At 41.7% G+C, this 21493-nt stretch carries 21 protein-coding genes; 3 read left to right on the forward strand and 18 right to left on the reverse strand.

Going from position 1 to position 21493, the window contains the following annotated elements; genetic code table 11:
- Nucleotides 1-16: 16 nt before the first annotated feature.
- The 3 genes from purK to NFR46_RS01835 form a co-directional block, all read right to left on the reverse strand.
- Nucleotides 17-1132: a 5-(carboxyamino)imidazole ribonucleotide synthase gene (purK, locus tag NFR46_RS01825; RefSeq protein WP_251574472.1), complete on the reverse strand. Its 1116-nt coding sequence runs from the start codon at nt 1130-1132 to the stop codon at nt 17-19.
- Between the two features lies 1 nt (nt 1133).
- Nucleotides 1134-1619 carry a 5-(carboxyamino)imidazole ribonucleotide mutase gene (purE, locus tag NFR46_RS01830; RefSeq protein WP_251574221.1) on the reverse strand — a complete coding sequence of 162 codons (486 nt, stop codon included), beginning with the start codon at nt 1617-1619 and terminating at the stop codon, nt 1134-1136.
- Nucleotides 1620-1907: 288 nt separating this feature from the next.
- A complete protein-coding gene (locus NFR46_RS01835; protein ID WP_251574223.1) occupies nt 1908-3086 on the reverse strand; it encodes an SAM-dependent methyltransferase in 1179 nt (392 codons plus the stop codon).
- 137 nt (nt 3087-3223) lie between these two features.
- Between NFR46_RS01835 and NFR46_RS01840 the strand changes: the two genes are divergently transcribed.
- Nucleotides 3224-4279 (forward strand): AI-2E family transporter, encoded by a 1056-nt coding sequence (locus tag NFR46_RS01840; protein ID WP_251574225.1) that lies wholly within the window; start codon nt 3224-3226, stop codon nt 4277-4279.
- Between the two features lie 235 nt (nt 4280-4514).
- A complete protein-coding gene (gene pyrE / locus NFR46_RS01845; RefSeq protein ID WP_251574226.1) occupies nt 4515-5165 on the forward strand; it encodes an orotate phosphoribosyltransferase in 651 nt (216 codons plus the stop codon).
- A 48-nt stretch (nt 5166-5213) separates the two neighbouring features.
- Here the strand turns inward: pyrE and NFR46_RS01850 are convergent, their stop codons facing one another.
- The 13 genes from NFR46_RS01850 to rsmG form a co-directional block, all read right to left on the reverse strand.
- A complete protein-coding gene (locus tag NFR46_RS01850) occupies nt 5214-5573 on the reverse strand; it encodes an AzlD domain-containing protein (protein WP_251574228.1) in 360 nt (119 codons plus the stop codon).
- A 15-nt stretch (nt 5574-5588) separates the two neighbouring features.
- Nucleotides 5589-6470: an AzlC family ABC transporter permease gene (locus tag NFR46_RS01855; protein WP_251574230.1), complete on the reverse strand. Its 882-nt coding sequence runs from the start codon at nt 6468-6470 to the stop codon at nt 5589-5591.
- A gap of 134 nt (nt 6471-6604) precedes the next feature.
- Nucleotides 6605-7747, reverse strand: a complete 1143-nt coding sequence (locus NFR46_RS01860) for a sensor histidine kinase (RefSeq protein ID WP_251574232.1) — start codon at nt 7745-7747, stop codon at nt 6605-6607.
- Nucleotides 7748-7774: 27 nt separating this feature from the next.
- Nucleotides 7775-8464: a response regulator transcription factor CroR gene (croR, locus tag NFR46_RS01865; RefSeq protein WP_191684830.1), complete on the reverse strand. Its 690-nt coding sequence runs from the start codon at nt 8462-8464 to the stop codon at nt 7775-7777.
- A gap of 301 nt (nt 8465-8765) precedes the next feature.
- The gene (locus NFR46_RS01870) at nt 8766-9788 is read right to left on the reverse strand and encodes an LCP family protein (protein WP_251574233.1); all 1023 of its coding nucleotides are present in this window, start codon (nt 9786-9788) and stop codon (nt 8766-8768) included.
- 489 nt (nt 9789-10277) lie between these two features.
- Nucleotides 10278-11420 carry an IMP dehydrogenase gene (gene guaB / locus NFR46_RS01875; RefSeq protein WP_191684828.1) on the reverse strand — a complete coding sequence of 381 codons (1143 nt, stop codon included), beginning with the start codon at nt 11418-11420 and terminating at the stop codon, nt 10278-10280.
- 259 nt (nt 11421-11679) lie between these two features.
- Nucleotides 11680-12447, reverse strand: a complete 768-nt coding sequence (locus tag NFR46_RS01880; RefSeq protein ID WP_251574235.1) for a DUF1129 domain-containing protein — start codon at nt 12445-12447, stop codon at nt 11680-11682.
- A gap of 324 nt (nt 12448-12771) precedes the next feature.
- On the reverse strand, nt 12772-13869 hold the full coding sequence (gene ychF / locus NFR46_RS01885) for a redox-regulated ATPase YchF (protein ID WP_251574236.1): 1098 nt from the start codon (nt 13867-13869) through the stop codon (nt 12772-12774).
- Nucleotides 13870-13909: 40 nt separating this feature from the next.
- Entirely contained in the window at nt 13910-14110 is a 201-nt protein-coding gene (locus tag NFR46_RS01890; protein WP_251574237.1) for a DUF951 domain-containing protein, read from the reverse strand.
- Between the two features lie 15 nt (nt 14111-14125).
- Entirely contained in the window at nt 14126-15013 is an 888-nt protein-coding gene (locus NFR46_RS01895) for a ParB/RepB/Spo0J family partition protein (RefSeq protein ID WP_251574238.1), read from the reverse strand.
- Nucleotides 15000-15770: a ParA family protein gene (locus tag NFR46_RS01900; RefSeq protein ID WP_251574239.1), complete on the reverse strand. Its 771-nt coding sequence runs from the start codon at nt 15768-15770 to the stop codon at nt 15000-15002. The genes NFR46_RS01895 and NFR46_RS01900 overlap by 14 nt, the downstream gene beginning before the upstream one ends.
- A gap of 11 nt (nt 15771-15781) precedes the next feature.
- The gene (locus NFR46_RS01905; protein ID WP_251574240.1) at nt 15782-16768 is read right to left on the reverse strand and encodes a nucleoid occlusion protein; all 987 of its coding nucleotides are present in this window, start codon (nt 16766-16768) and stop codon (nt 15782-15784) included.
- 16 nt (nt 16769-16784) lie between these two features.
- Nucleotides 16785-17510: a 16S rRNA (guanine(527)-N(7))-methyltransferase RsmG gene (rsmG, locus tag NFR46_RS01910; protein WP_251574241.1), complete on the reverse strand. Its 726-nt coding sequence runs from the start codon at nt 17508-17510 to the stop codon at nt 16785-16787.
- A gap of 413 nt (nt 17511-17923) precedes the next feature.
- Here rsmG and NFR46_RS01915 point away from each other — a divergent pair, with 413 nt between their 5' ends.
- A complete protein-coding gene (locus NFR46_RS01915) occupies nt 17924-18907 on the forward strand; it encodes an aldo/keto reductase (RefSeq protein ID WP_251574243.1) in 984 nt (327 codons plus the stop codon).
- 47 nt (nt 18908-18954) lie between these two features.
- Here NFR46_RS01915 and NFR46_RS01920 read toward each other — a convergent pair whose 3' ends face one another.
- Together NFR46_RS01920 and NFR46_RS01925 are read right to left on the reverse strand one after the other, a co-directional pair.
- Nucleotides 18955-19962 carry a hypothetical protein gene (locus tag NFR46_RS01920; RefSeq protein WP_251574244.1) on the reverse strand — a complete coding sequence of 336 codons (1008 nt, stop codon included), beginning with the start codon at nt 19960-19962 and terminating at the stop codon, nt 18955-18957.
- Nucleotides 19963-20076: 114 nt separating this feature from the next.
- Nucleotides 20077-21189 carry a PTS sugar transporter subunit IIC gene (locus NFR46_RS01925; RefSeq protein WP_251574246.1) on the reverse strand — a complete coding sequence of 371 codons (1113 nt, stop codon included), beginning with the start codon at nt 21187-21189 and terminating at the stop codon, nt 20077-20079.
- Between the last annotated feature and the right edge of the window lie 304 nt (nt 21190-21493).

Consider the following 21493-nt stretch of genomic DNA (forward strand, 5'->3'; position numbering starts at 1 on the left):
TACCATGTTTTGAAAATTATTTATCCCAAATATGGGTATCATTTATTTCGGTTAACGTCTTTTCAATATCATCAGTCAAAATTGTAATGTGCCCCATTTTACGGTTATAACGTGCCTCGGCCTTACCGTAGTCATGAAAATGCCAACCTGCTTTTTTGGCGATTAGCTTCCGTACCCCATCAACATGTTGACCAAGGACATTCACCATTACTACAGAATGGAGCAATTTAATTTTCGGTAACGGCCAATTGCAGATCGCCCGGTTATGAATCGCAAATTGGGAAAAATCACAAGCTTCAATCGAGTAATGACCAGAATTATGTGGTCGTGGTGCTAATTCATTAATATAAATTTCACCATTTTCATCAACGAACATTTCCACTCCAAGGATCCCCCGTAAGTTAATCGCGTGGGCAACCTTTACTACCATTTTCTTTGCCTTTTCTTGTAAGTCAGGTAAAATTCTTGCCGGGACGATACTAATGTGGAGGATTTCATCATGATGAATATTTTCTGAAACTGGGAAAACAGTAACTTCGCCATCTTCATTTCGACCAACCATTACTGAACATTCTAATTTGAACGGTACCCAACCTTCTAAAATGGCATTCCCGGTCGAAAGGATTCCCTCACACTTTGTAAGATCAGCATCACTATGAAGGACTTCTTGTCCGTGACCATCATACCCACCTTCGCAGGTTTTAAGAACCGCTGGGTAGCCAATTACCTTAACCGCTTGTTCCAATTCAGTCCGGTCCTTTACTGCCATAAATGGCGCCGTATTCAAACCAGCATTACGCAAAAATGTCTTTTCACGGAGGCGGTTCTTAGTGATTGATAGTAAATTAGTCCCCTGTGGAATATAAACTCGATTAGCAACGTCACGTAACGCAGTTAAATCTACATTTTCAAATTCATAGGTTAAGACATCAACGCGTTGAGCAAGTTCTTCAATTGCTTTGACATCATCATATTCAGCAATAATTTGGTCATCAGCAACCTGACCAGCTGGACATCCAGGAGTTGGATCAAGAACAATTACCTTCATCCCCGTATACTTAGCATCTAGCGCTAGCATTTGCCCAAGTTGACCACCACCAACAATCCCAATTATTTGGCCCTGTTGGATCATATTAGTCAAGGTTAGCACCGCTTTCTACTGATTGATCATGCATTTTCTTCCGGTAATCAAGAACCTGTTGCTGAATTTTGGGATCGCTAATTCCGAGAATCTGGAGAGCCAATAAGGCAGCATTCTTTGCCCCGGCAACACCAATCGCCTGAGTAGCTACCGGAATTCCAGCAGGCATTTGAACAATTGATAAAAGCGAATCCATCCCACCTAATGATTTGGTTTGCCCAGGAATTCCAATCACTGGTAGAGGTGTATTAGCAGCAATCATCCCTGGTAAATGAGCTGCTCCTCCTGCACAAGCAATGATTACCTTAGTTCCATTTTTGACCGCATTTTGCGCAAACGCGAACATTTCGCTTGGCATTCGGTGAGCAGAAATGACGTTCCTATCATAATCGACACCAAATTGTTCAAGAATCTCACAGCCAGTCTTAACTGTTGGCCAATCAGACTTACTACCCATCACAACACTGATCACACTCATAGGTCAACCTCCTTAAAAACTGCTTTAAGGATAACAAAACATCTTCATGATTACAATATTTTTACGAACTTAATTGATTATTATTTTTGATAATGTTCGTTTATCAAGGGGGAATAAAAAATCAGGAAATCTGCAATTTCCTGATTTTTTGTTTGCTCAGGTACTGCAACCGAGTCTAAACGTGTTCGCAAGGAAGCCCCTATAGACAACAAACTCCCTCCCAGATGCTTTTAGCATCCAGTCGGGAGAAATTTGTTGTCTTACAGGCCTTCTTTGCCTGCTCACACTCTATTTTTCATACACATAATCCCTTGTCATAGGGAGGTTGGTGCCGGATGGGCCTTTGGTAATAAGGTATTGAATAACATCAATATTACCGGATTCAAATGAAGCGGCACAGGCTTGAAGGTAAAGATCCCACATCCGGGTGAAACGATCGCCCATCATATCTTCAATTTGGGAACGGTGGGCATTGAAGTTCATGTCCCAGATTTCCAAAGTCCGTTGGTAATGACGACGAAGCATTTCCATATCTGAAATTTGCATGTTGTTTTCAACGATATGACCAACCATTTCACCAAGTCCCGGAATATAACCACCTGGGAAGATGTACTTATTGATCCAACCGTTGAAGGCTCCACCCTGTTGACGGGTAATCCCGTGAATCAAGGCAACACCATCACTAGCAAGGTACTTGTAAACATCCTTAAAGTAAAGACCAAGGTTTTCCTTACCAACGTGTTCGAACATCCCTACTGAAGTAATGTAGTCCCACTTGCGGTCTCCAAGTTCACGATAGTCAACAAGAAGAACTTCCGCAACGTTTTCTAACCCTTCATCCTTAATCCGCTTTTGGACAAGGTTGAATTGCTCTTCACTCAAGGTTACCCCGGTGACCCGTAAGCCATATTCCTTAGCTGCAGTGAGCATTAATGTTCCCCAACCACAACCAATATCTAATAAGGTCTTACCTGGCTTTGGATCAAGCTTCTTCAAAATATGGTGGACCTTATCGATCTGGGCCTTAGTCAAATCATCACGATTACCGTGATCAAAGTAAGCACAGGAATAGGTCAAAGTATCATCAAGCCACAACTTGTAAAAGTCGTTTCCAACATCATAGTGACTTTGAACGTCACTTTCACTTTCCTTTTCAGAATGCCCTTGCTTTGGTAAGAACTTTCGGAACTTGGAACTGCGCATGAAACTACCAGCACTTTCATAGGCTGCAGTAATTAGCTTTTGAATACTACCGTCAATTTCAATCTTGCCGTCCATATATGCTTCCCCAAGGGCAATGGAGGCGTTCTTTGTAACATCACGAATAGGAATCTTTTCCTTGAAGGTAATTGTTACTTCTGGTTCACCTTCACCATAAACTGCACTCTTGCCATCCCAGTAAACAACCTTAACCGGAATGTTGAATGAGTGGCTTAACAGTGACTTATAGAACGTCTTTTCTAACATTTCTACGAATCCCTCTTTCAAAAAAGTATGTGATCATTATAACACTCCCAGGCAAAATACAGTGATAATAATGTTCAGGCCATTGATTATTTGCTAAGATGGGGGTAACTACAGCATAAAGCAGAGGAGGAAATATAATGACTGATGCTTGGCACCGTTTCATTGCCAACGTTAAGTTACGTCGCTTCGTGGTTCTAGCCCTAATCATTTTCGTACTATGGCTTCTTCGATCGCTGATGAACTTAATTCTTTTTACGTTTATCCTAACATTTATCGTCGTTAGCTGGGTTCGGTGGGTCCAACACCATATCCCTAAGTTATCGACAACCCTTACCGTAATCGTTACGTATATTGTTTTAATTGCGGCAATTTATATTGGCGTCACCCGCTACCTCCCGGTTTTAGTTAACCAGGTTATTAAAATGGTTAATTCCGTGGTCAAATTTTATAGTTCACGTCAAGGAACTGAAATCATGCACTACGTTAATCACTATGTCAGTTGGAAAACAATCATGTCGCAAGCAAAGCATGGAGTTACCATCGCCGTAAGCACTCTAACTAGTATCGGCTCAATGACGGTTACCTTCTTAATGTCATTTATCCTTAGTTTCTTCTATAGTCTTGAACTAAACCAGATGAATGAATTTACCCGAACATTTCTTGATAGCGACTTCGGCTGGTTTTTCAGTGACATTGATTACTTCGGCAAGAAATTTGTGAATACTTTTGGGGTGGTCTTGGAGGCCCAATTCTTCATTGCCCTCTGCAACACAGTAATTACAACGATCTGTCTTTTGTTCATGCACATGCCCCAAATCTTCGCCCTCGCTTTAATGGTCTTCATTTTTAGTTTAGTACCAGTCGCCGGGGTAATTATTTCATTAATTCCCCTTTCAATGGTTGCTTATTCCGTTGGCGGAATTCGGGATGTTATCTACATCATCATTATGATTTGTGTAATTCACGCTTTAGAAGCATATGTCTTAAACCCCAAGTTTATGTCCAGTAAGACCGAGTTACCAATCTTCTACACCTTTATCGTGTTACTAGTTGCGGAACATTTCTTTGGCACGTGGGGATTAATTGTTGGGGTCCCAATTTTCACCTTTCTCTTGGATATTCTCGGTGTTAAACAAATCAAGAAAAAATCAATTTCTCTCAAACATCACCACCAAGGAGAAGTTAAAAATTAATTTCAGTCTTGACATTCCATAGTTAGTCGTCTATCATTATGAGCAACGAAATACCTTTAACTTAGTCCAGAGAGGCTAGGAAGGATTTAATTGAACGCAATAAGTATCGATCTACCTTTCTAGTCCATTACTAGAAAGGTTTTCTTTTTATGTAATGGGCAACAGGGGACCCGGCGTCAATTATTTCAACTAGGTATTTTTGAATAGTTTTTGATTCACCTAGGAGGAAATACTAATGACATATTCACAACGTGTTGCTCAAGCCTTATTAGACATTAATGCAGTTACCCTTAGCCCAGAAAAGCCATTTACCTGGGCTAGTGGGATGAAGTCACCAATTTATACCGATAACCGTCTTACAATCTCCTTCCCCGATGTCCGCCAGGCAATCGTTAACGGGATGGAAGAACAAATCAAGCTGCATTTTGGTGACGTCGATGTAATCGCTGGAACAGCAACGGCTGGGATTCCTCATGCCACTGGTGTTGCCCAACAAATGGGACTTCCAATGGTTTATGTTCGGACTAAGCCAAAGGATCATGGCGAAGGAAAACAAGTAGAAGGAATTCTTCAACCAGGAGAAAAAGTTGTCGTTATTGATGACCTAATTTCAACTGGCGGTAGCGTTTTGAATGCTGTTCACGCGATCGAAAACGAAGGTGCAGAGGTCATTGGGGTAGTTTCCATCTTTACTTACCAGCTCCAAGCCGCTGAACAAAACTTCATGGCTAACGGTCTCCAATACTACTCGGTAACGAACTACAGTACCTTGGTAAATCTTGCAAAGGTAAACGGCCTTATTAGTAACGACCACCTGAAGTCACTTCAAGAATGGCGGGAAGATCCGATGAAATGGAGTAACCAACACGAACTGTTAGCAATGTAAAAATAGTAAAGAGGACTGACGATAATATCGTCAGTCCTCTTTACTATTTTAAAGCACCATATTTAAGAGCCAAACACCGATCAAGCCTCCAATAACTGAAATTGACATTGAACGGGTAAAGTAGGCAATTACCATTACAATCACTGCAGCGATAATTTGGTCTGGGTGATCATAGGGAACAAAATGATAACCCTTAGTGGTGATAAAGATGTTTTTTATTACTAAAGCTGTAAATAGGCTAATTGGCACATATTTCATCCACTCATTAAACCATTCGGGAATCCTCCGCGAGGAGAAGAAGTGAATTGGAAAGTACCGTGGAATAAATGCCGCAAATGCCGCAAAAATAACCACAACGATGTGGTAAAGAATTTGGTTACTACCGATTTGAGATACTATAAACTCCATACTACTAGTCTCCCATTAATCATGCTGACTTGATTCAGGTGACTGTGAATCAGTCGACCGTTTCTTTGCTTCTTCTGCTTTTTCTTCAAGAAGGTGTTGCTCTTCTGCTTCCTGATCCTCAACCGTAATTCGGGTTGCCCGTGGACGGAAAAGCTTTGAAAGAAACCAATTCTCGCTTGGCTTCTTTGAATACTTCCGTACCGTATTTTCAATCAAGAACCCAATAAACGAAGCGATTAACGTAGCAATCACAACACCAATAATGCTGTGCGTGATTACCATGAAGAAGACGGCTAGAACCGCTGAAAGTAAGCAAATAATAAGCGTGAGGTGACTACGCATCTGCATAACAATCATGTAAATAAAGAGCGCAGTCAAAGCAAAATCAACGACTTCAAGATTAATTGAAATTGCACTTCCAATTAGTCCTCCAACCATGTTAGAAACCGACCAAGAAATCAATGAGTAATGTTCAACTAGCAATGCATCCTTAGGTTTCCATTTCTTATCAGTTGCAAATTTTAAATAGTTAACGGCATAGTTCTCGTCATTCATTGACACAGCAAACAACCAAATGAAGTGCTGCGATTCGGATTTGATATATTTTGAAAGACTTGATCCGAGTAAAGCATACCGCAATTCTAGAAAGAACAGGGTTACGAAGATCGAAGTTAGCGGCGCGTGAATCGTTAACAGGGACGCCAGAATAAACTGGGCACCACCAGAAAAAACAACGATCGAGACGATTAACGTCATAATAAAGTTAAAACCCGCAGCATGCAATAAAATACCACAAGCCAATCCAATCGGGATATAACTCAAACAAAGTGGCATTGCAATGCCTAAAACTTCTAGCCAACGTGCTTTTTCGGGATTAATTTGTTGCGCTTTAGCCACAGAATTTCCTCCAATAAAATGTGCTAATTAACTCTATAGTGAGCCAATATAACCATTCTTCAGTTTAACACATTCAAAATCAACTGAATATAAAAACATCAGGATTCAATTCATAAGTCCTGATGTTTTTGCTATTAATTCTTTTTTTCAGGTTGTTCCTGCTTTAGTGGCAGAGTAACGATAAAGCTTGTTTCATCAGCATTTGACGTTGCTCGAACATCCCCATGGTGAAGGTCAACAATACTTTTCACGATTGCCAAGCCTAATCCTGTACCACCCGTTGCCCGAGAGCGTGAACCCTCAGCACGATAGAATCGCTCAAACAGGTGATCAATTGACTTAGCCGGAATCGGTGTCCCATCGTTACTAACTTTCACCACAACCCGATCCCTTTCTTGACGAGCAGCGATCCTAATGTAGCTAGCACCATTACCATATTTCAAGGCATTTGCGACCAGGTTACTAAATACTCGACCAAGTTTCTCGGGATCAGCTTCGATCATCAGGGGATTAGGTTCAACAGATGATGTGATCTCAATCCCCTTATGTTGGGCTTCTAGCTCAAAACTCGCTGTTAGTTGTTCTAGGAGCTGGTTAAGATCGATCTTCATAATATTAACCGGGCTCCCGTGCTGTTGAACCTTGGTGTATTCAAAGAGATCCTCGACCAGGTTCTTCATTTGCTTGGCTTTCTCGTAAGCAATATGGGTGTACTTAAGAATATCCTCTTCACTTCGGTATTGCTTGTCCTCAATCAATCCCAAATACCCAATAATACTCGTTAATGGCGTTCGCAGATCATGACTAACATTTGTAATGAGCTCGTCCTTAGACTTTTCAATCTTCCGTTCGTCGTCCATCGACTGAACAGCGCTATCAACTAAGGCATTAACACTAGTGATCACGTGTTGTTCGCTTCCCTTTAACCGAAAAGGAATTCGGTGGTCGAGGTGTCCTTGAGCAATATAATGTAATTCCCGAATAATATGGTTCATCTGGTATAAATGATACCGCCGGCGCAATCGCCACCAAACCACCCAGACATCAATTACAATCAAAATTGCAATCAAAATCCGCTGGTAGCTCCAGATTTGGGTCTGCATTGGGCCAATCCGCATTGATTGCTTAATCATAAAGATTCCGTTATTAATTCCTGGATTACTCTGAATAATATCTTGAGTAATTATGATAATCGCCATATTCAATAAAATCAGTAGGATTACCGTAATAACCCCTTCCAGAATTAATGAACTTTTCTCCCGTCCCGTTAACTTCAATGTGTCTCCTCCGTGACCTCACAAGTTCTAGTGGTTCTCAACCTTGTAACCAACACCCCAAACGGTTTGGATAACCTTCTCACCATTAGTTGCTTCTTCAATCTTATCCCGGAGGTGACTAACGTGAACCATTACCGTCTTTGCGGAAACGACACTTTCCTGTTGCCATACCCGTTCAAAAATGTCATCCGCAGAAAACACACGGTTAGGGTGACTGGCTAGGAGATAAAGGATCCCAAATTCTAGGGCGGTCAATTGGATAGTATCACCCTTAATCGTCTTTACTTCGTGGGAGTCCTTATTAATTGTCAGCGGACCAACATTTAAAATATCTGGAGTATCATTCGTTACTTCACCCTGACTCCGCCGCAAAAGTGACTTCACCCGTGCCATCACTTCAAGTGGGTTAAATGGCTTCGTAACGTAATCATCGGCCCCACTAATTAACCCTTGGATCTTATCCATATCTGCAGTCTTCGCAGAAAGAACCAGGATTGGAATATCCGAATCCTTCCGTACCTGCTTGATTACTTGCATTCCATCCATTTCGGGCATCATTAAATCAAGAATTATTAACCCAATATCAGGGTTAGTATTCAACTTTGTCAAGGCTTCTTTACCGTCATATGCAGTAATTGGCTCGTAGCCTTCGTTGCGAATATAAATTTCTAACAATTGAACGATTTCTTTATCGTCATCGACTACCAATATCTTCATTTTATCCACCCCTTGAAATTTTTCTTACTAACTTACTATTATAAGCGTTTCCCGATTTTAACGGTGCTATTTCCCAGAATAGTTTAAAGAAACTTATAATGAGAAGCTGGAAATTAGCCTTCTCGAGAGCCTGGTTGGCTAACCTAGAACAATGAATGATAATGGAATCATCATTCATCGTTCGTAGCCAAATAGGCTTGCCCCGCTGCGTTAGACTCTATAAGTTCGAAAGCTATTAATAATAAATAAAGGCTGAAAAACAAACCGTTTTTCCAGCCTCTTCATCATTAATTATTAAAATCTATTCTCCGGAATCAAGGCCAAGATTCTTTCGCAATATATTTGATACCCGTTGACGTTCATTATAGGAAACATCTTGGAAGGATTGACCATCAGAATCATCATCGGTCCCTTGAACGTGGCCCTGCTGAATATTTTTCGTTGCTTTTCGGTAAGACTTTGCAAGGGTCATCATATCGTTAAAAGTTAGATCAGTTTGGGCATTCTTTGAAATTGTCTTCAAGAATTTTTGGTTAAGAACCGTCTTATAAGATGCGGACTTCTTTAATAGCGCCATAATTACCATCTTTTGCCGTTGTTGACGTCCATAATCCCCTTGTGGATCATCGTACCGCATTCGGCAGAATTTCAATGCCTTTGTCCCGTTCATGTGTTCAGGAACGCCCTTGGTAAATGAATACCCTTCATAGGTAAAGGTCAGCGGTGAAGTAACTGTTACTCCGCCCACTTGGTTAATTGCTTGTTTCATCCCCGCCATATTTACTAAGGCATAAAAATCAATTGGGATATTGAAATACTTCTGGACAGTGTTGATCGTTTCCTTAGTACCACCATACGCATACGCTGCATTAATCTTTGCTGGTGATTCTTCAGCGTAATCCGGCAAGTTTACCTTCATATCTCGCGGAATACTCATTAAAGTGGTTTTCTTGGTCTGTGGATTGATTGTCATTACCATGATCGTATCCGTCCGGCCCTTATAAGTTCGCCCAAGATCACCAGTATCAGTCCCTAATAAGAGGATCGAAACCGGCCGTTTTTGAGCAAGAACCTTTTGGGCATTCCGCTCCTTATTTGCTCCTGATGAAGTAAACATCTGGTCACTCGTCTGTTTTGCATTAAACCAGGCAAGGCTACCAAAAATTATGGCGATAACTAGGAGCACAAGGATAAGGATCCAAAAAGCTTTTTTACCCCAGTGACGCCGCGGTCCATTACCATTACCTCGGTTATTGCCATTATGGATTTGCCGTTGATACTCAGCACGAGTTAACGGAAATTCATTATCTGATTGACTATCCATACTTTTCTCCCCAACTTAATTATTAATTTTTTAAATTATAAATTGATTCTAACACGATCTTTATACATAAGCATATATTATCCGTAAATTGCAATGTTGAAATCGGTTTCAGAATTGTGCATAATAAGAACTACCTAGTAGTAAAGGAGAGGAATTTCAAATGAAATTACTACTTGATATTGTTGCAATTATTGGGTTTATCTTACTATTCATTACCCCCCCAAAAAAAATTACTGGTACGTGTTGAAAGGATATCAAAAAGTTGGCTTTATCCTCTTACTGATAGCAGGAATTATTATGATCTGTTTAGCAGTATTTTCTGGTATCACAGGTTTAGGTCAAGGATACCAGGACTCACCTTTTCACTAAAGTCCAATCCAATAAAAAGAAGTAGTTAGTACAAAAGCACTAACCACTTCTTTTTGGTTTAAACGATTATTTAAGCTGAGAAAATATTCCATTACACTTTCCAGCTAGCAATGTCATACTTTACTTATAATTTGGAGCTGCCTTGGTAATTTGAACATCGTGTGGGTGAGATTCACGAAGACCAGCGTTGGTAATTTGAACAAATTGGGCATTTTCAATCATGGTTGGGATATCAGGAGCACCAACATAGCCCATTCCTGAACGAAGACCACCATCAATTTGGAAGAGGACATCTGCAACGTCACCCTTGTATGGGACACGAGCTTCAATTCCTTCTGGAACCAACTTGTTAGCTTCGTTAACGCCACCTTGGAAATAACGGTCTGAAGAACCATGAGCTTGAGCCATTGCACCAACAGAACCCATTCCACGGTAAGCCTTGTACTTCTTTCCGTTATCTTCGTAAACATCACCAGGTGCTTCAGTAGTACCAGATAACATTCCACCAAGCATAACGGCATTTCCACCAGCTGCAAGAGCCTTAACAACATCACCGGAGTACTTAATTCCCCCATCAGCAATGATTGGCTTACCATATTCGCGGGCTACTTGAGCGGCATCATAAATGGCAGTAATTTGGGGAACACCGACACCAGCAACAACCCGAGTAGTACAAATGGAACCAGGCCCAATACCAACCTTAACAACATCAACCCCAGCATCGTAAAGAGCCTTTGTAGCTGATGCTGTAGCAACGTTTCCAGCAATTAAGGTTACATCTGGGAAGTGATCGCGGATTTCCTTAATCTTCCGTAAAACACCAGCAGAATGACCGTGGGCAGTGTCAATTACGATTGCATCTGCACCAGCGTCCAATAATGCTTGGGCCCGTTCAAATGTATCACTAGTCACACCTACAGCAGCGGCACAAAGTAAACGGTGTTGGTCATCGACCGCAGCCTTAGTTGCACTTGCAGGAACAACCACGCTCTTAACGTTAGCAACTTCCCCTGCTTGAGCTTGGATAGACATGTTCTTATGAACAACCCCAAGTCCACCCTGTAATGCCATCGCAATTGCCATTGCTCCTTCAGTAACAGTATCCATTCCGGCACTAATAATCGGAATATTTAACTTAATGTTATCTGCTAACTTTGTACTAAGGTCAACCTCATTTGGTAAAACGTGACTTTCTGCAGGAATCAGAAGGACATCATCGAACGTTAAACCCTTCTTGACAAACTTAGTATCCCAATTTGACATGTGACTAGACACTCCTTTTCGAATTTAGATTAGGTATACTTTACTAGTTATCATTCGAAAAATCAATAAAATATTTAAAATATTCCTAAATTCAGTGACTTTTTTTCGCAATTTAGGAACATTATCGAACATTAACCACTAAATAAACGGATTTTTTGTAAAAAGTTCGGTGATTATTTAATGTTATCATTTGTTTTATTTAAAATATCCGGCTTCTCCCTAAACAAAAAAGCTCGCGATTAAATCGCGAGCTTTCAAATTACTTACGCCGATTGCCATAAAATGAACCAGTAATGTGGTATTTCCGTCGAAAGACAAGATCACCGACAAAGGCAATTACCCCAAGGATAATGTATGCCCAAGCATTTAAACGAGGGTTGATGGCATTTGGCAGTAAACTAGATGCCATATAAACAGCTAACCAAACCACTAACCCGAAGGCAACGGTTAAGATCCGGAACCAGAGTGGCTTAGCTTGAACCCACTTACCGTTTTTCTTGACCGGCTGCAATTGTGAAGCAACATAGCCAAACAGCAATCCACCAGAAACAGCAACCAGGATAATTGCCAAGAGACCACTACTCCCATAATGCGCCATCTTCATTGCGGCTGGAGAAATCCAGAACATAATACCAAACATAAAGGTAAAGATACTAAAGAAGATCAGCATATTATCAATCGAAAGTAACTTAATTGATTGCTTTGTCATGTGGTTAGCTTGCTTATTCTTCTTTGGATCCCTTAAATTCTTAACATATTCAGTTGGTGTCCCGAATAATGCTTTAGCAGTTTTACCAGTCTTTTGTCCTTCTTTAAGTTGAGTAATCGTATCCTTAATAATTTCAGGACGCTTTTCCTTAGCAACTCCTTGACGTTCAAGTTGCTTATTTAATTGGAAAACGAATTCTTCATTTTTCCTCGTTAAATTATGCTTACTAATTTCATTTCCTGCTTCACGCCGGTCTTCTTTTAAATGCTCCTTTTGTCGCTGACCAGCTTGAGCATTTCGTGGTTGATTTTCGCTCACGATGAAACTCCTCTCTTATTGTGGTGATGTGGTATTAGGCAGTATTAATGCAACACAGTCGAAACGTTGGAGTGAGCCAGAAATTGATTCATCAATTTCCTCTGTGAACCCACGCAAGGATGAGTAGGCTTCTGGCTACCAACTTGTTGGCGACAGAAACCACTCATCTACTGCGCTTTATCATTTCCTAATGCAACATAGTCAAGATCTGCTCGCCAGGGACTTGCTAGAGCTAACGCATTTCTGGCTAGACGTAAACAAGTTACGCCTTCGCCAGAAACCATCGTTCGCCAACCGCAAGTCCTCTGCTGGCTCGCACTCTAATTAAACATTAAACCTAAATTCTACAATGTCGCCGTCTTGCATGACGTAATCTTTACCTTCAAGGCGGAGCTTACCGGCTTCCTTAACGGCAGCTTCGGAACCTAACTTGTCAAGATCATCAAAGCTCATTACTTCGGCACGAATGAAACCACGTTCAAAGTCAGAGTGAATAATTCCGGCTGCTTGTGGTGCCTTAGTGCCCTTCTTAAATGTCCAGGCACGAGTTTCAGGACCACCAGCAGTAAAGAAGGTTTCAAGACCCAAGAGCTTGTAAGCAGCACGGATCAAACGGTTTAATCCTGGTTCCTTAACCCCTTCCATTTCAAGGAAGTCAGCCTTATCTACTTCATCCATTTCGGCGATTTGTTCTTCGGCAGCTGCAGCAACACCGATTACTTCACCATCATCCTTAACATGTTCCTTAATTTGGTCCATGTACTTGTTAGCATCAGGATCAGCCATATCATCTTCAGAGATGTTGGCAACATAAAGAACTGGCTTACTGGTAAGCAAGAAGAGCCCCTTAACAATCTTCTTTTCGTCATCGTTAAAGTCAATTGACCGAACACTCTTACCATCTTCCAGAACTGGCTTAATCTTGTTCAAAACGTCTAATTCAGCCAACGCATCCTTATCGTGACCCTTAGCAGCACGTTGAACCTTAGCTAGGCGCTTGTTAACAGCATCCAAGTCGGCCATTACTAATTCCAGGTTAATGGTGTCAATATCTTCAATTGGATCAACTTTCCCGGTAACACTTGTGATGTCATTATCATCAAAGGCCCGCACAACGTGAACAATCGCATCAGTTTGGCGAATGTTTTCCAAGAACTTGTTTCCAAGTCCTTCACCCTTGCTGGCACCCTTTACGATTCCGGCAATATCAGTAAATTCAAATGTTGTTGGGACAATTTTCTTTGCTGGAATGATTTCATCAATTCGTTGAAGACGACTGTCAGGAACTTCAACCATCCCCACATTCGGATCAATCGTTGCGAATGGGTAGTTGGCCATTTCAGCCCCAGCTTTAGTAATCGCGTTAAATAAGGTTGACTTACCAACGTTTGGTAACCCAACAATCCCTGCAGTTAATGACATAAGTTGTTCACTTTCCTTTTTAATTTAATATTTTTAGTAATTAATCTTCAGAATCTGTAGCTTTTTCGAGGACCTTCTTAAAGCCCTTATCAAACTTTTGCCGCGTCATCATTACGATGTGACCACAACCGGTACATTGGATCTTAATGTCCGCACCGACACGTGTGATTAACCACCGATTGGTACCACACGGATGTTGCTTCTTCATCATTACAATATCGCCCTTATCATATGCTGCCATCAGTGATTATCCTCCTTAATCTAATGAAATATTCAAAATTTCTAAAATTCGGTTAAAGTCGTCGGCAGAACTATACGGAATTTCAATTTTACCCGCGTTCTTCTTCCGACTCGGCGCAACCGCAACCTTCGTCCCAAACTTACTCTGTAATTGTGACTCAGCATCACGAACATAAGCCGGCTTACGTTGGCGACGCTTAGTCCGCTTCTTTTCAGCAGTTCCGTTCATCTGCGCAACTAATTCTTCAAGTTGACGGACAGTCATGTTCTTTTTGACCGCCTGCTTAGCAAGTTTAACTAATTGCTTACGATCTTTCAAACCTAATAATGTCCGTGCCTGCCCCATTGAAAGCTTCCCGGCAGAAACTAATTCCTTAATTTCATTTGGCAAACCTAACAACCGTAAATAGTTAGCGATGTATGGCCGGCTCTTTCCAAGCCGCTCAGCAACCTGTGCCTGAGTTAATGAAAGCTTATCCATTAGTGTTTGGTATGCTTGGGCCTCTTCTAACGGGGTCAAATCTTCCCGCTGAAGGTTTTCCAAGACAGCGACTTCCATCATCTTTTCGTCGCTCATTTGCCGGATAATCGCTGGAATGGTTGCTTGATTGGCTAGTTTTGATGCTCGGAACCGCCGTTCACCAGCGATCAGTTCATAACGCTTTAGCTTCGGATCCGGCTGGCGAAGGATAATCGGTTGGAACACTCCTGACTCCTGAATTGATGAGGCCAGTTCCCGGAGTGCTTTTTGGTCAAACGTCCGCCGTGGTTGATATGGGTTCGGCCGGATTAATGATAACTTAACATCTTGAACGGTTTCATTATCATTAATCTCGTTTAAATCATTCTCTTCAAAGAGCGCTTCAATTCCACGTCCTAATCCGCTTTGCTTATTTTTCGCCATGGCGTGCTAACACTTCCTTTGCTAATTGTTGGTAAACTTTCGCCCCCGTTGATCGCTTATCGTAATCAACAATTGCTTGTCCATGACTTGGTGCTTCAGATAGACGAACGTTGCGTGGAATAATCGTTTCATAAACCTGATCACCAAAGTACTTTTTCACTTCCGCATTAACTTGTTGACCCAAGTTTGTCCGCTTATCGTACATTGTCAATAAGACTCCTTCAATCTTCAGTTCAGAGTTGAAGTGCTTCCGAACCAGCTTAATGGTATTCAACAACTGACTTAACCCTTCAAGGGCATAGTATTCACTCTGAACTGGAATCAAGATTGAGTCACAAGCAGTGAAGGCATTAATCGTCAGTAGGCCAAGCGAAGGGGGACAGTCAATCAGGATATAATCGTATTCATCCCGAACATCCCCAAAGGCATCCTTTAACCGGGTCTCCCGGGCCATTAAGTTTGTTAATTCAACTTCTGCACCAGAAAGAGCAATTGTCGTTGGAACAATATCTAAGCCCTCATGACTTGACTTCATAATTACATCTTTCAAGTCAACATCATTGATTAAAACATCATAGACGCTTTCTTCGATGTCTTTTTTGTCGACTCCCAAACCACTTGTTGCGTTTCCCTGAGGGTCCAAGTCAATCAAGAGAACTTTTTTACCAGCATCCGCTAGACAGGCTCCTAAGTTCACACTTGTCGTGGTCTTACCAACGCCACCTTTTTGGTTAGCTAACGCAATAACATAACCCATTTTTCTCCCTCCTACTGCTTCTTCGGAATTTCAATGACTAATTGGTAGGTATCATCATTATCCTTTTCATGAGTCGTAATGGTAAATCCGTTATCAGTAGCCAGTTTGATTGACTTCTTAATGGTGTTCAAAGCTAAGCGAGCATCACTGACCTTAGTTGATGGCTTGCTTGCACTTGCCTTTTTCCGCCGTTTACTCGTCTTTGCTTTTTTCTTGGGTTTCTCTTGATTTGAGTTTTCTACCTGCTCTTTGCCTTCCTCAATTTCCGGTTTTTCAGTCGGTAATCCTTCAAGTTCGGCAAGTTCTTGACGCTTCTTTTCAGCCCGTTGCTTAGCTAATTCAGATGGTAGTGGACGTCCAAGAGCTTTAGCAACCTCGTCTTCAGTTTGACGAACGGTTAACCGTTCATTAACAACCCGCATTAACATTTCGCGTTGTTGTTTTTCGTCCAAGTCTAACATTGCCCGACCATGCCGTTCTGAAATCCGGTGATCAAGAATTGCAGTTTGAACTGGTTTAATTAATTTTAGTAACCGCAACTTATTTGCAACAAATGATTGGCTCTTCCCCATTCCCTTCGCCAGGGCAGATTGGGTCAAGTGGTTTAAGTCCATTAATTGACGATAAGCTTGGGCTTCTTCAATCGAACTCAATTGGGAACGTTGAAGGTTTTCAATCAAAGCTAAGGATGCAGTTTCCTTATCGCTCATCTTCTCAATAATTGCCGGAACCGTTTCCCAGTTCAATAATTTCACAGCCCGGCAACGACGCTCACCAGCAATAATTTCGTACTTTGCTGACTCATATTCACGGACAACGATTGGTTGCAATAAGCCGTGTTCATCAATCGTTTGTGCTAGTTCACGGATACCATCTTGATCAAACACCTTCCGTGGCTGATAACGGTTGGGAATGATTTGATCAACCTTTATTTCAACAACCTTATTCTTTGTATCGCCAGAATGATCTTTACCGATACCGAATAATGAAAAAGCCATTTTCTCTCCCTCACTTTTATTGAATTGGTTTCTTGTTTGGTAACCCTGGACGCCGCGGGAACTTCTTTGGTGTTGACGCAACCTTATCGATCACAATAATATTTCGCTCCTCATCAGTTCCTGGCAATTCAAGTTTTACCGTTTTCCGGATTTTTCCGCCAAGTTTCTTAATTGCAGCGCCACCCTGTTGAATTTCTTCAGTGGCAGCACTAGCTTTGTAAGAAATAAATTCGCCGCCAACCTTTACTGCTGGCAAACATAACTCACTGAGAACCGATAATCGTGCCACAGCCCGCGCCGTCACAGCATCATATTGTTCACGATGGTCACTCTTCTTATCACTAAACGTTTCCGCCCGGTCATGAACAAGGGTAACGTCCGTCAATCCTAGCTTAACAACTAGCTCTTGTAAAAAAGTAATCCGCTTATTTAGGGAATCAACAATTGTGATCTTTAATTTGGGAAAGGCAATCTTCAAAGGAATTGATGGAAAACCTGCCCCGGCACCAATATCGCAAAGTGTTAATTCGTCAGTCATCAACTTTGGTTCCGCAAAAGCCCCGCTAATGGAATCAAAGAAGTGCTTAAGGTAAACTTCATTTTTTTCAGTAATTCGTGTTAAGTTAACATGCTCGTTGGTTGCGACTAACAAGTCGTAATAATCAGCAAACTGCTTCATTTGTGAATCACTAAGGTTTATTTCGTGATCCGCCAGCGCTTGCCGAAATTGTTCTGGATTCATTTTAGCTTCTCCTTTCGTGAAACAATTTTGTTTCACGTCTTTTACTACTGTAACTTAATCCTCAACGTTTTTCAAGAGGTTTTAAAGGAGAGAGTAAGCCCGTTAAAACTTTCCGGTAGCTAACGATTTCTCCACTGAACGACGAGTTTATCGTCGGAGGTGGAGGTCGTTAGCTCGAGGAAAGTTAGGGCGAACTCATTTCGGCTACGTTGTCTAGCTCTTTTCCTTTAAACTAAAGAAAGAGACTAGCCAATCACTGCTAGTCCCTCGCCCCTGCCAAGGATCATCATTCTATAATTTTTATTAAATTGATGCAATCAACTTCCTACCGAGTCGCCATTCCTACCATTTCACGATATAATAATTACAGTTGTATGTATTCGCTTTCAAGCAAACCGAAAGGGGCTTATATAATGGTAGAATCTGTTAAAATTGGTCGGTCAGATGTTGTCGTAAACCCACTCGGACTAGGGACAAACGCGGTTGGTGGTTACAACCTCTTCCCAGGTCTCAAAGACGAAGATGGAATTAAATTAGTTAAGGCCGCTCTTGATAACGGAATCAGCCTTCTTGATACAGCCTATGTTTACGGTCTGGGTCATTCAGAAGAGTTGGTCGGTCAAGCAATTAAAGACTACGATCGTTATAAGATCGTGATTGCCACTAAAGGAGCCCATGATTTTTCCACTGGAGAAGAAGTCATTAATAACAATCCAAAATTCTTAACTGACCAAGTTAACAAGAGTTTGGAACGGTTGGGCACTGATTACATTGATATTTACTATATCCACTTCCCAGATCACGATACTCCGAAGGCTGAAGCAGTTGGAGCCCTACAAAAACTCCGGGAAGAAGGAAAGATTCGGGCAATTGGGATTTCTAACTTTAGCCTTGAACAGATTAAAGAAGCTAACGCGGATGGTTATGTCGATGTTGTTGAAGATGAATTTAGTCTCCTTCACCAGGACCACCTGACAGAAGGAATGTTAGATTACCTTCATGACAACCAAATCAGCTTCGTCCCTTATTTCCCACTCGCTTCAGGATTATTAACTGGTAAGTATGTCAAGGATGTTAGTTTCACAGAGGATGATATTCGGAGTCAAATTGCTGACTTCAAGGAACCACGGTATGGTAAAATCCTCGATGCCGTTGATCGGGTTCGTGAAATTGCTGATGCCCACCACGCTACTGTTGCACAAACAATCCTCGCTTGGTACCTCAAGAACCCATTAATTTCTGTTGTAATTCCTGGTGCCAAGAAGGCAAAGCAAGTAATTGCTAATGCTAAGGCAATGGACATCATATTAACTGATGACGAATACCAAACGATCGAATTAGCCTTTAACCACTTTAAGAACACCAAGAGTGGTAAGTCATTAAAGGATCCTGATTAAATTAAATCAAAAAAGCAGCAACGAAAGTTTTTCATTGCTGCTTTTATTTATTCATCCTTATTTCCCAAGCCAAGCATTGCTAGGAAGCTCTTTCCGAGGACCCCGGATTGTTTCTCCGGTTTTCGGTGGGCTCGACTACTTATCCTTGAAGAATGGCGCGTCTCTGTGTGAGCATGTACAGAACGATGTGGTTCAGTTTTTGGTTTAGGCTGTTCCTCTCGCTGAACCTGCGGGCCATTCCACTCTACTTTTGGTTGCCTTTTCGCGGTTTCATCCTTTTCGGGTTCCGCAAAAATTGGTTCAACCTTTTCGTCCTTTTGTGGGCGCGGTGGTCGTGGAGCAGTTGGTTGTGATTGTTCCAATGATTCCGTAATACTCGTTTCGGATTGTTCATTCACTGTTTCATCTAATGAACCTCTGTATGCTTCACGAGTCAACGATTGCCCTTCATTAGTTACAGTTGCAGATTCACTTTCCGGTGTCAAAGAAATCGAACTAGCATCTAGCTCTCGTTGGAGTTTCTCGAGCTCAATATTCAGTGACGTCATGTAGTCTACTGAACCTTCCACACTCTCAGCATTCGCCTGTGGATCCAAACTCTCGGACATTTCCGTTGCAACAGAAATTGACGGCTCAAGTGAAGCTTCGATACTTTCTTCAGATAAGCTTGGAGTTCCACCAACAACTTCTGATTCCCCATCACTTTCTTGCGATTCCGGTGCATTACTCTCAGAAGTAGGCGGAATTATACTTTGGACCGTAATTTTTGGCTTCGTTGAATCTGACACTGGTACCTCAGATTGAGCAGATGCCTGCGACTTAGTATCGCCATGAATTTCAAAGACTGGTCGATCACTTGTTGGTTCATGACGAATAGCACCTGATTTTTCAGCCGTCTTTGCAGAATCAGCGTGCTTCTTTTTAATTGAAAAGACTGGCATAGTTGCTGAAGAACTTTCAGTACTGGCATCCCCCGCTGCCTTAGCACTATTAATATCAAATGAAATCTTTTTCTTAACGTTCTTGTTACCACTATCTGAACCGTTATTATTCACAGCGATTAACCTCCCGGTGATTTCTACACTCCAGTATATTCTACCATTATTTTAGGTCTCTCATTAAAACGAGATCATTTTTATAGAGCATTTCATTAAAAGCAGAATTTTAGCTTAAACAAGCTCAAGGTGCAATTGCCGATCACCGATCAAGCCGACACGTTTCATAAAGAGGTAAACCATCACTGAAAGAACCGCTGGGGCAACAACACCAAGTGCCATATAGGTACCAAACTGTGCCCATCCTCGTGAAAGGTACGCAATTGGTGCGATTAGTGAATTCAAGCCAAGGCCACCAAGAGTGTACGTTGAGCGGAAACCGAAGATCACGGTAGCAAGCGGCGCGCAGACCGCCGCAGAAACAACCGATGGTACAAGTAGGTAGGGATTAATCAGTAAGTTAGGGAATTGCACTTTGGGTGTGACCAAGCCTTGGGCAATATTTGCACCAAGATCATTTTGTCGCCAAGACATTGCAGTAAAGGCCACGAATTGTGCCGTTGTTCCGATCAAAGCAGCCGCAGATGAAACCGGATCAAGTGTTAACGCAACTGCTAACGCCGCGGATGATGCTGGTGTCATCAGGAACAAGGCCCAAACAACCGAAATTACGACCGAACCAAGAACTGGAGAAACTTGCATTGTTTTAGTAATATAAGCTGAAACTGCCAATAAAGCGGGAGTAACAACTGCAGCTACCATCAAGCCAAAGCCGATTCCAACTGCTAATGCACCAAATGGTACCAGTACCATGTCTAACGGTGTCTTCCCCGTTAAATACTTACCAACCAATACCGCAACTACTGCCGCTAAGACTGCAGAAACTGGTTGTCCAGTTGTAAAGACCGGGGAGCCAACAGCAGATACCGCTGCTTGCCCAGTAGCAGTTGCTCCATTAACTGTAGTCGATGTGAAGTGAACTGCATTAGCACCCACGGTTGAAGAAATCATTGCGGCAAAGGTAACCAGGGTATTAGTATTCATCTGAGACGCTACTGCAACCCCGATCGTAGGCGCTAAGAGGACCTGGGCTTCTGCTCCGACTAATGTCAGAACGTGAATTCCCGTCAAGTTACCCACGGTTTGTACTAATAATCCGCCACCAAGAACAACTAAAATAGCATTGGCCACCGCCGCAAAAATTCGGTAAGCCACCTCTTTAACTCGTGATGAGTTAGCATAAGTCGCTTGTGCTTCACTGGTCGTATTAACTCGACTTTCCATCATTAACGCCTCCTTAAATGATTTTTTATTCATAATGATTGATTGTTATTTTACGGAAGGCATCACTAAAGATCAATCTTTTTCTAATCGTTTTATAATTTGTTTTTAATTATTATATTGAATCATTTATTAGTATATCGGAAAGCGCCACCAAACTTTTTAAAAATAAAAGGCGGAGACTTATTTCAAGTCTCCGTGCTTCCGCGGAAGGGATAATTGGGTAATGTATTTTGTATCAAGATCCGTTAGATTGTATTCTGCAGTTCTTCAATGGGAGAACTAAACTGAGATTATTATCGTAAGGGCT

It is taken from the genome of Limosilactobacillus agrestimuris, assembly GCF_943193105.1.
In the GTDB taxonomy this organism is placed as follows: domain Bacteria; phylum Bacillota; class Bacilli; order Lactobacillales; family Lactobacillaceae; genus Limosilactobacillus; species Limosilactobacillus agrestimuris.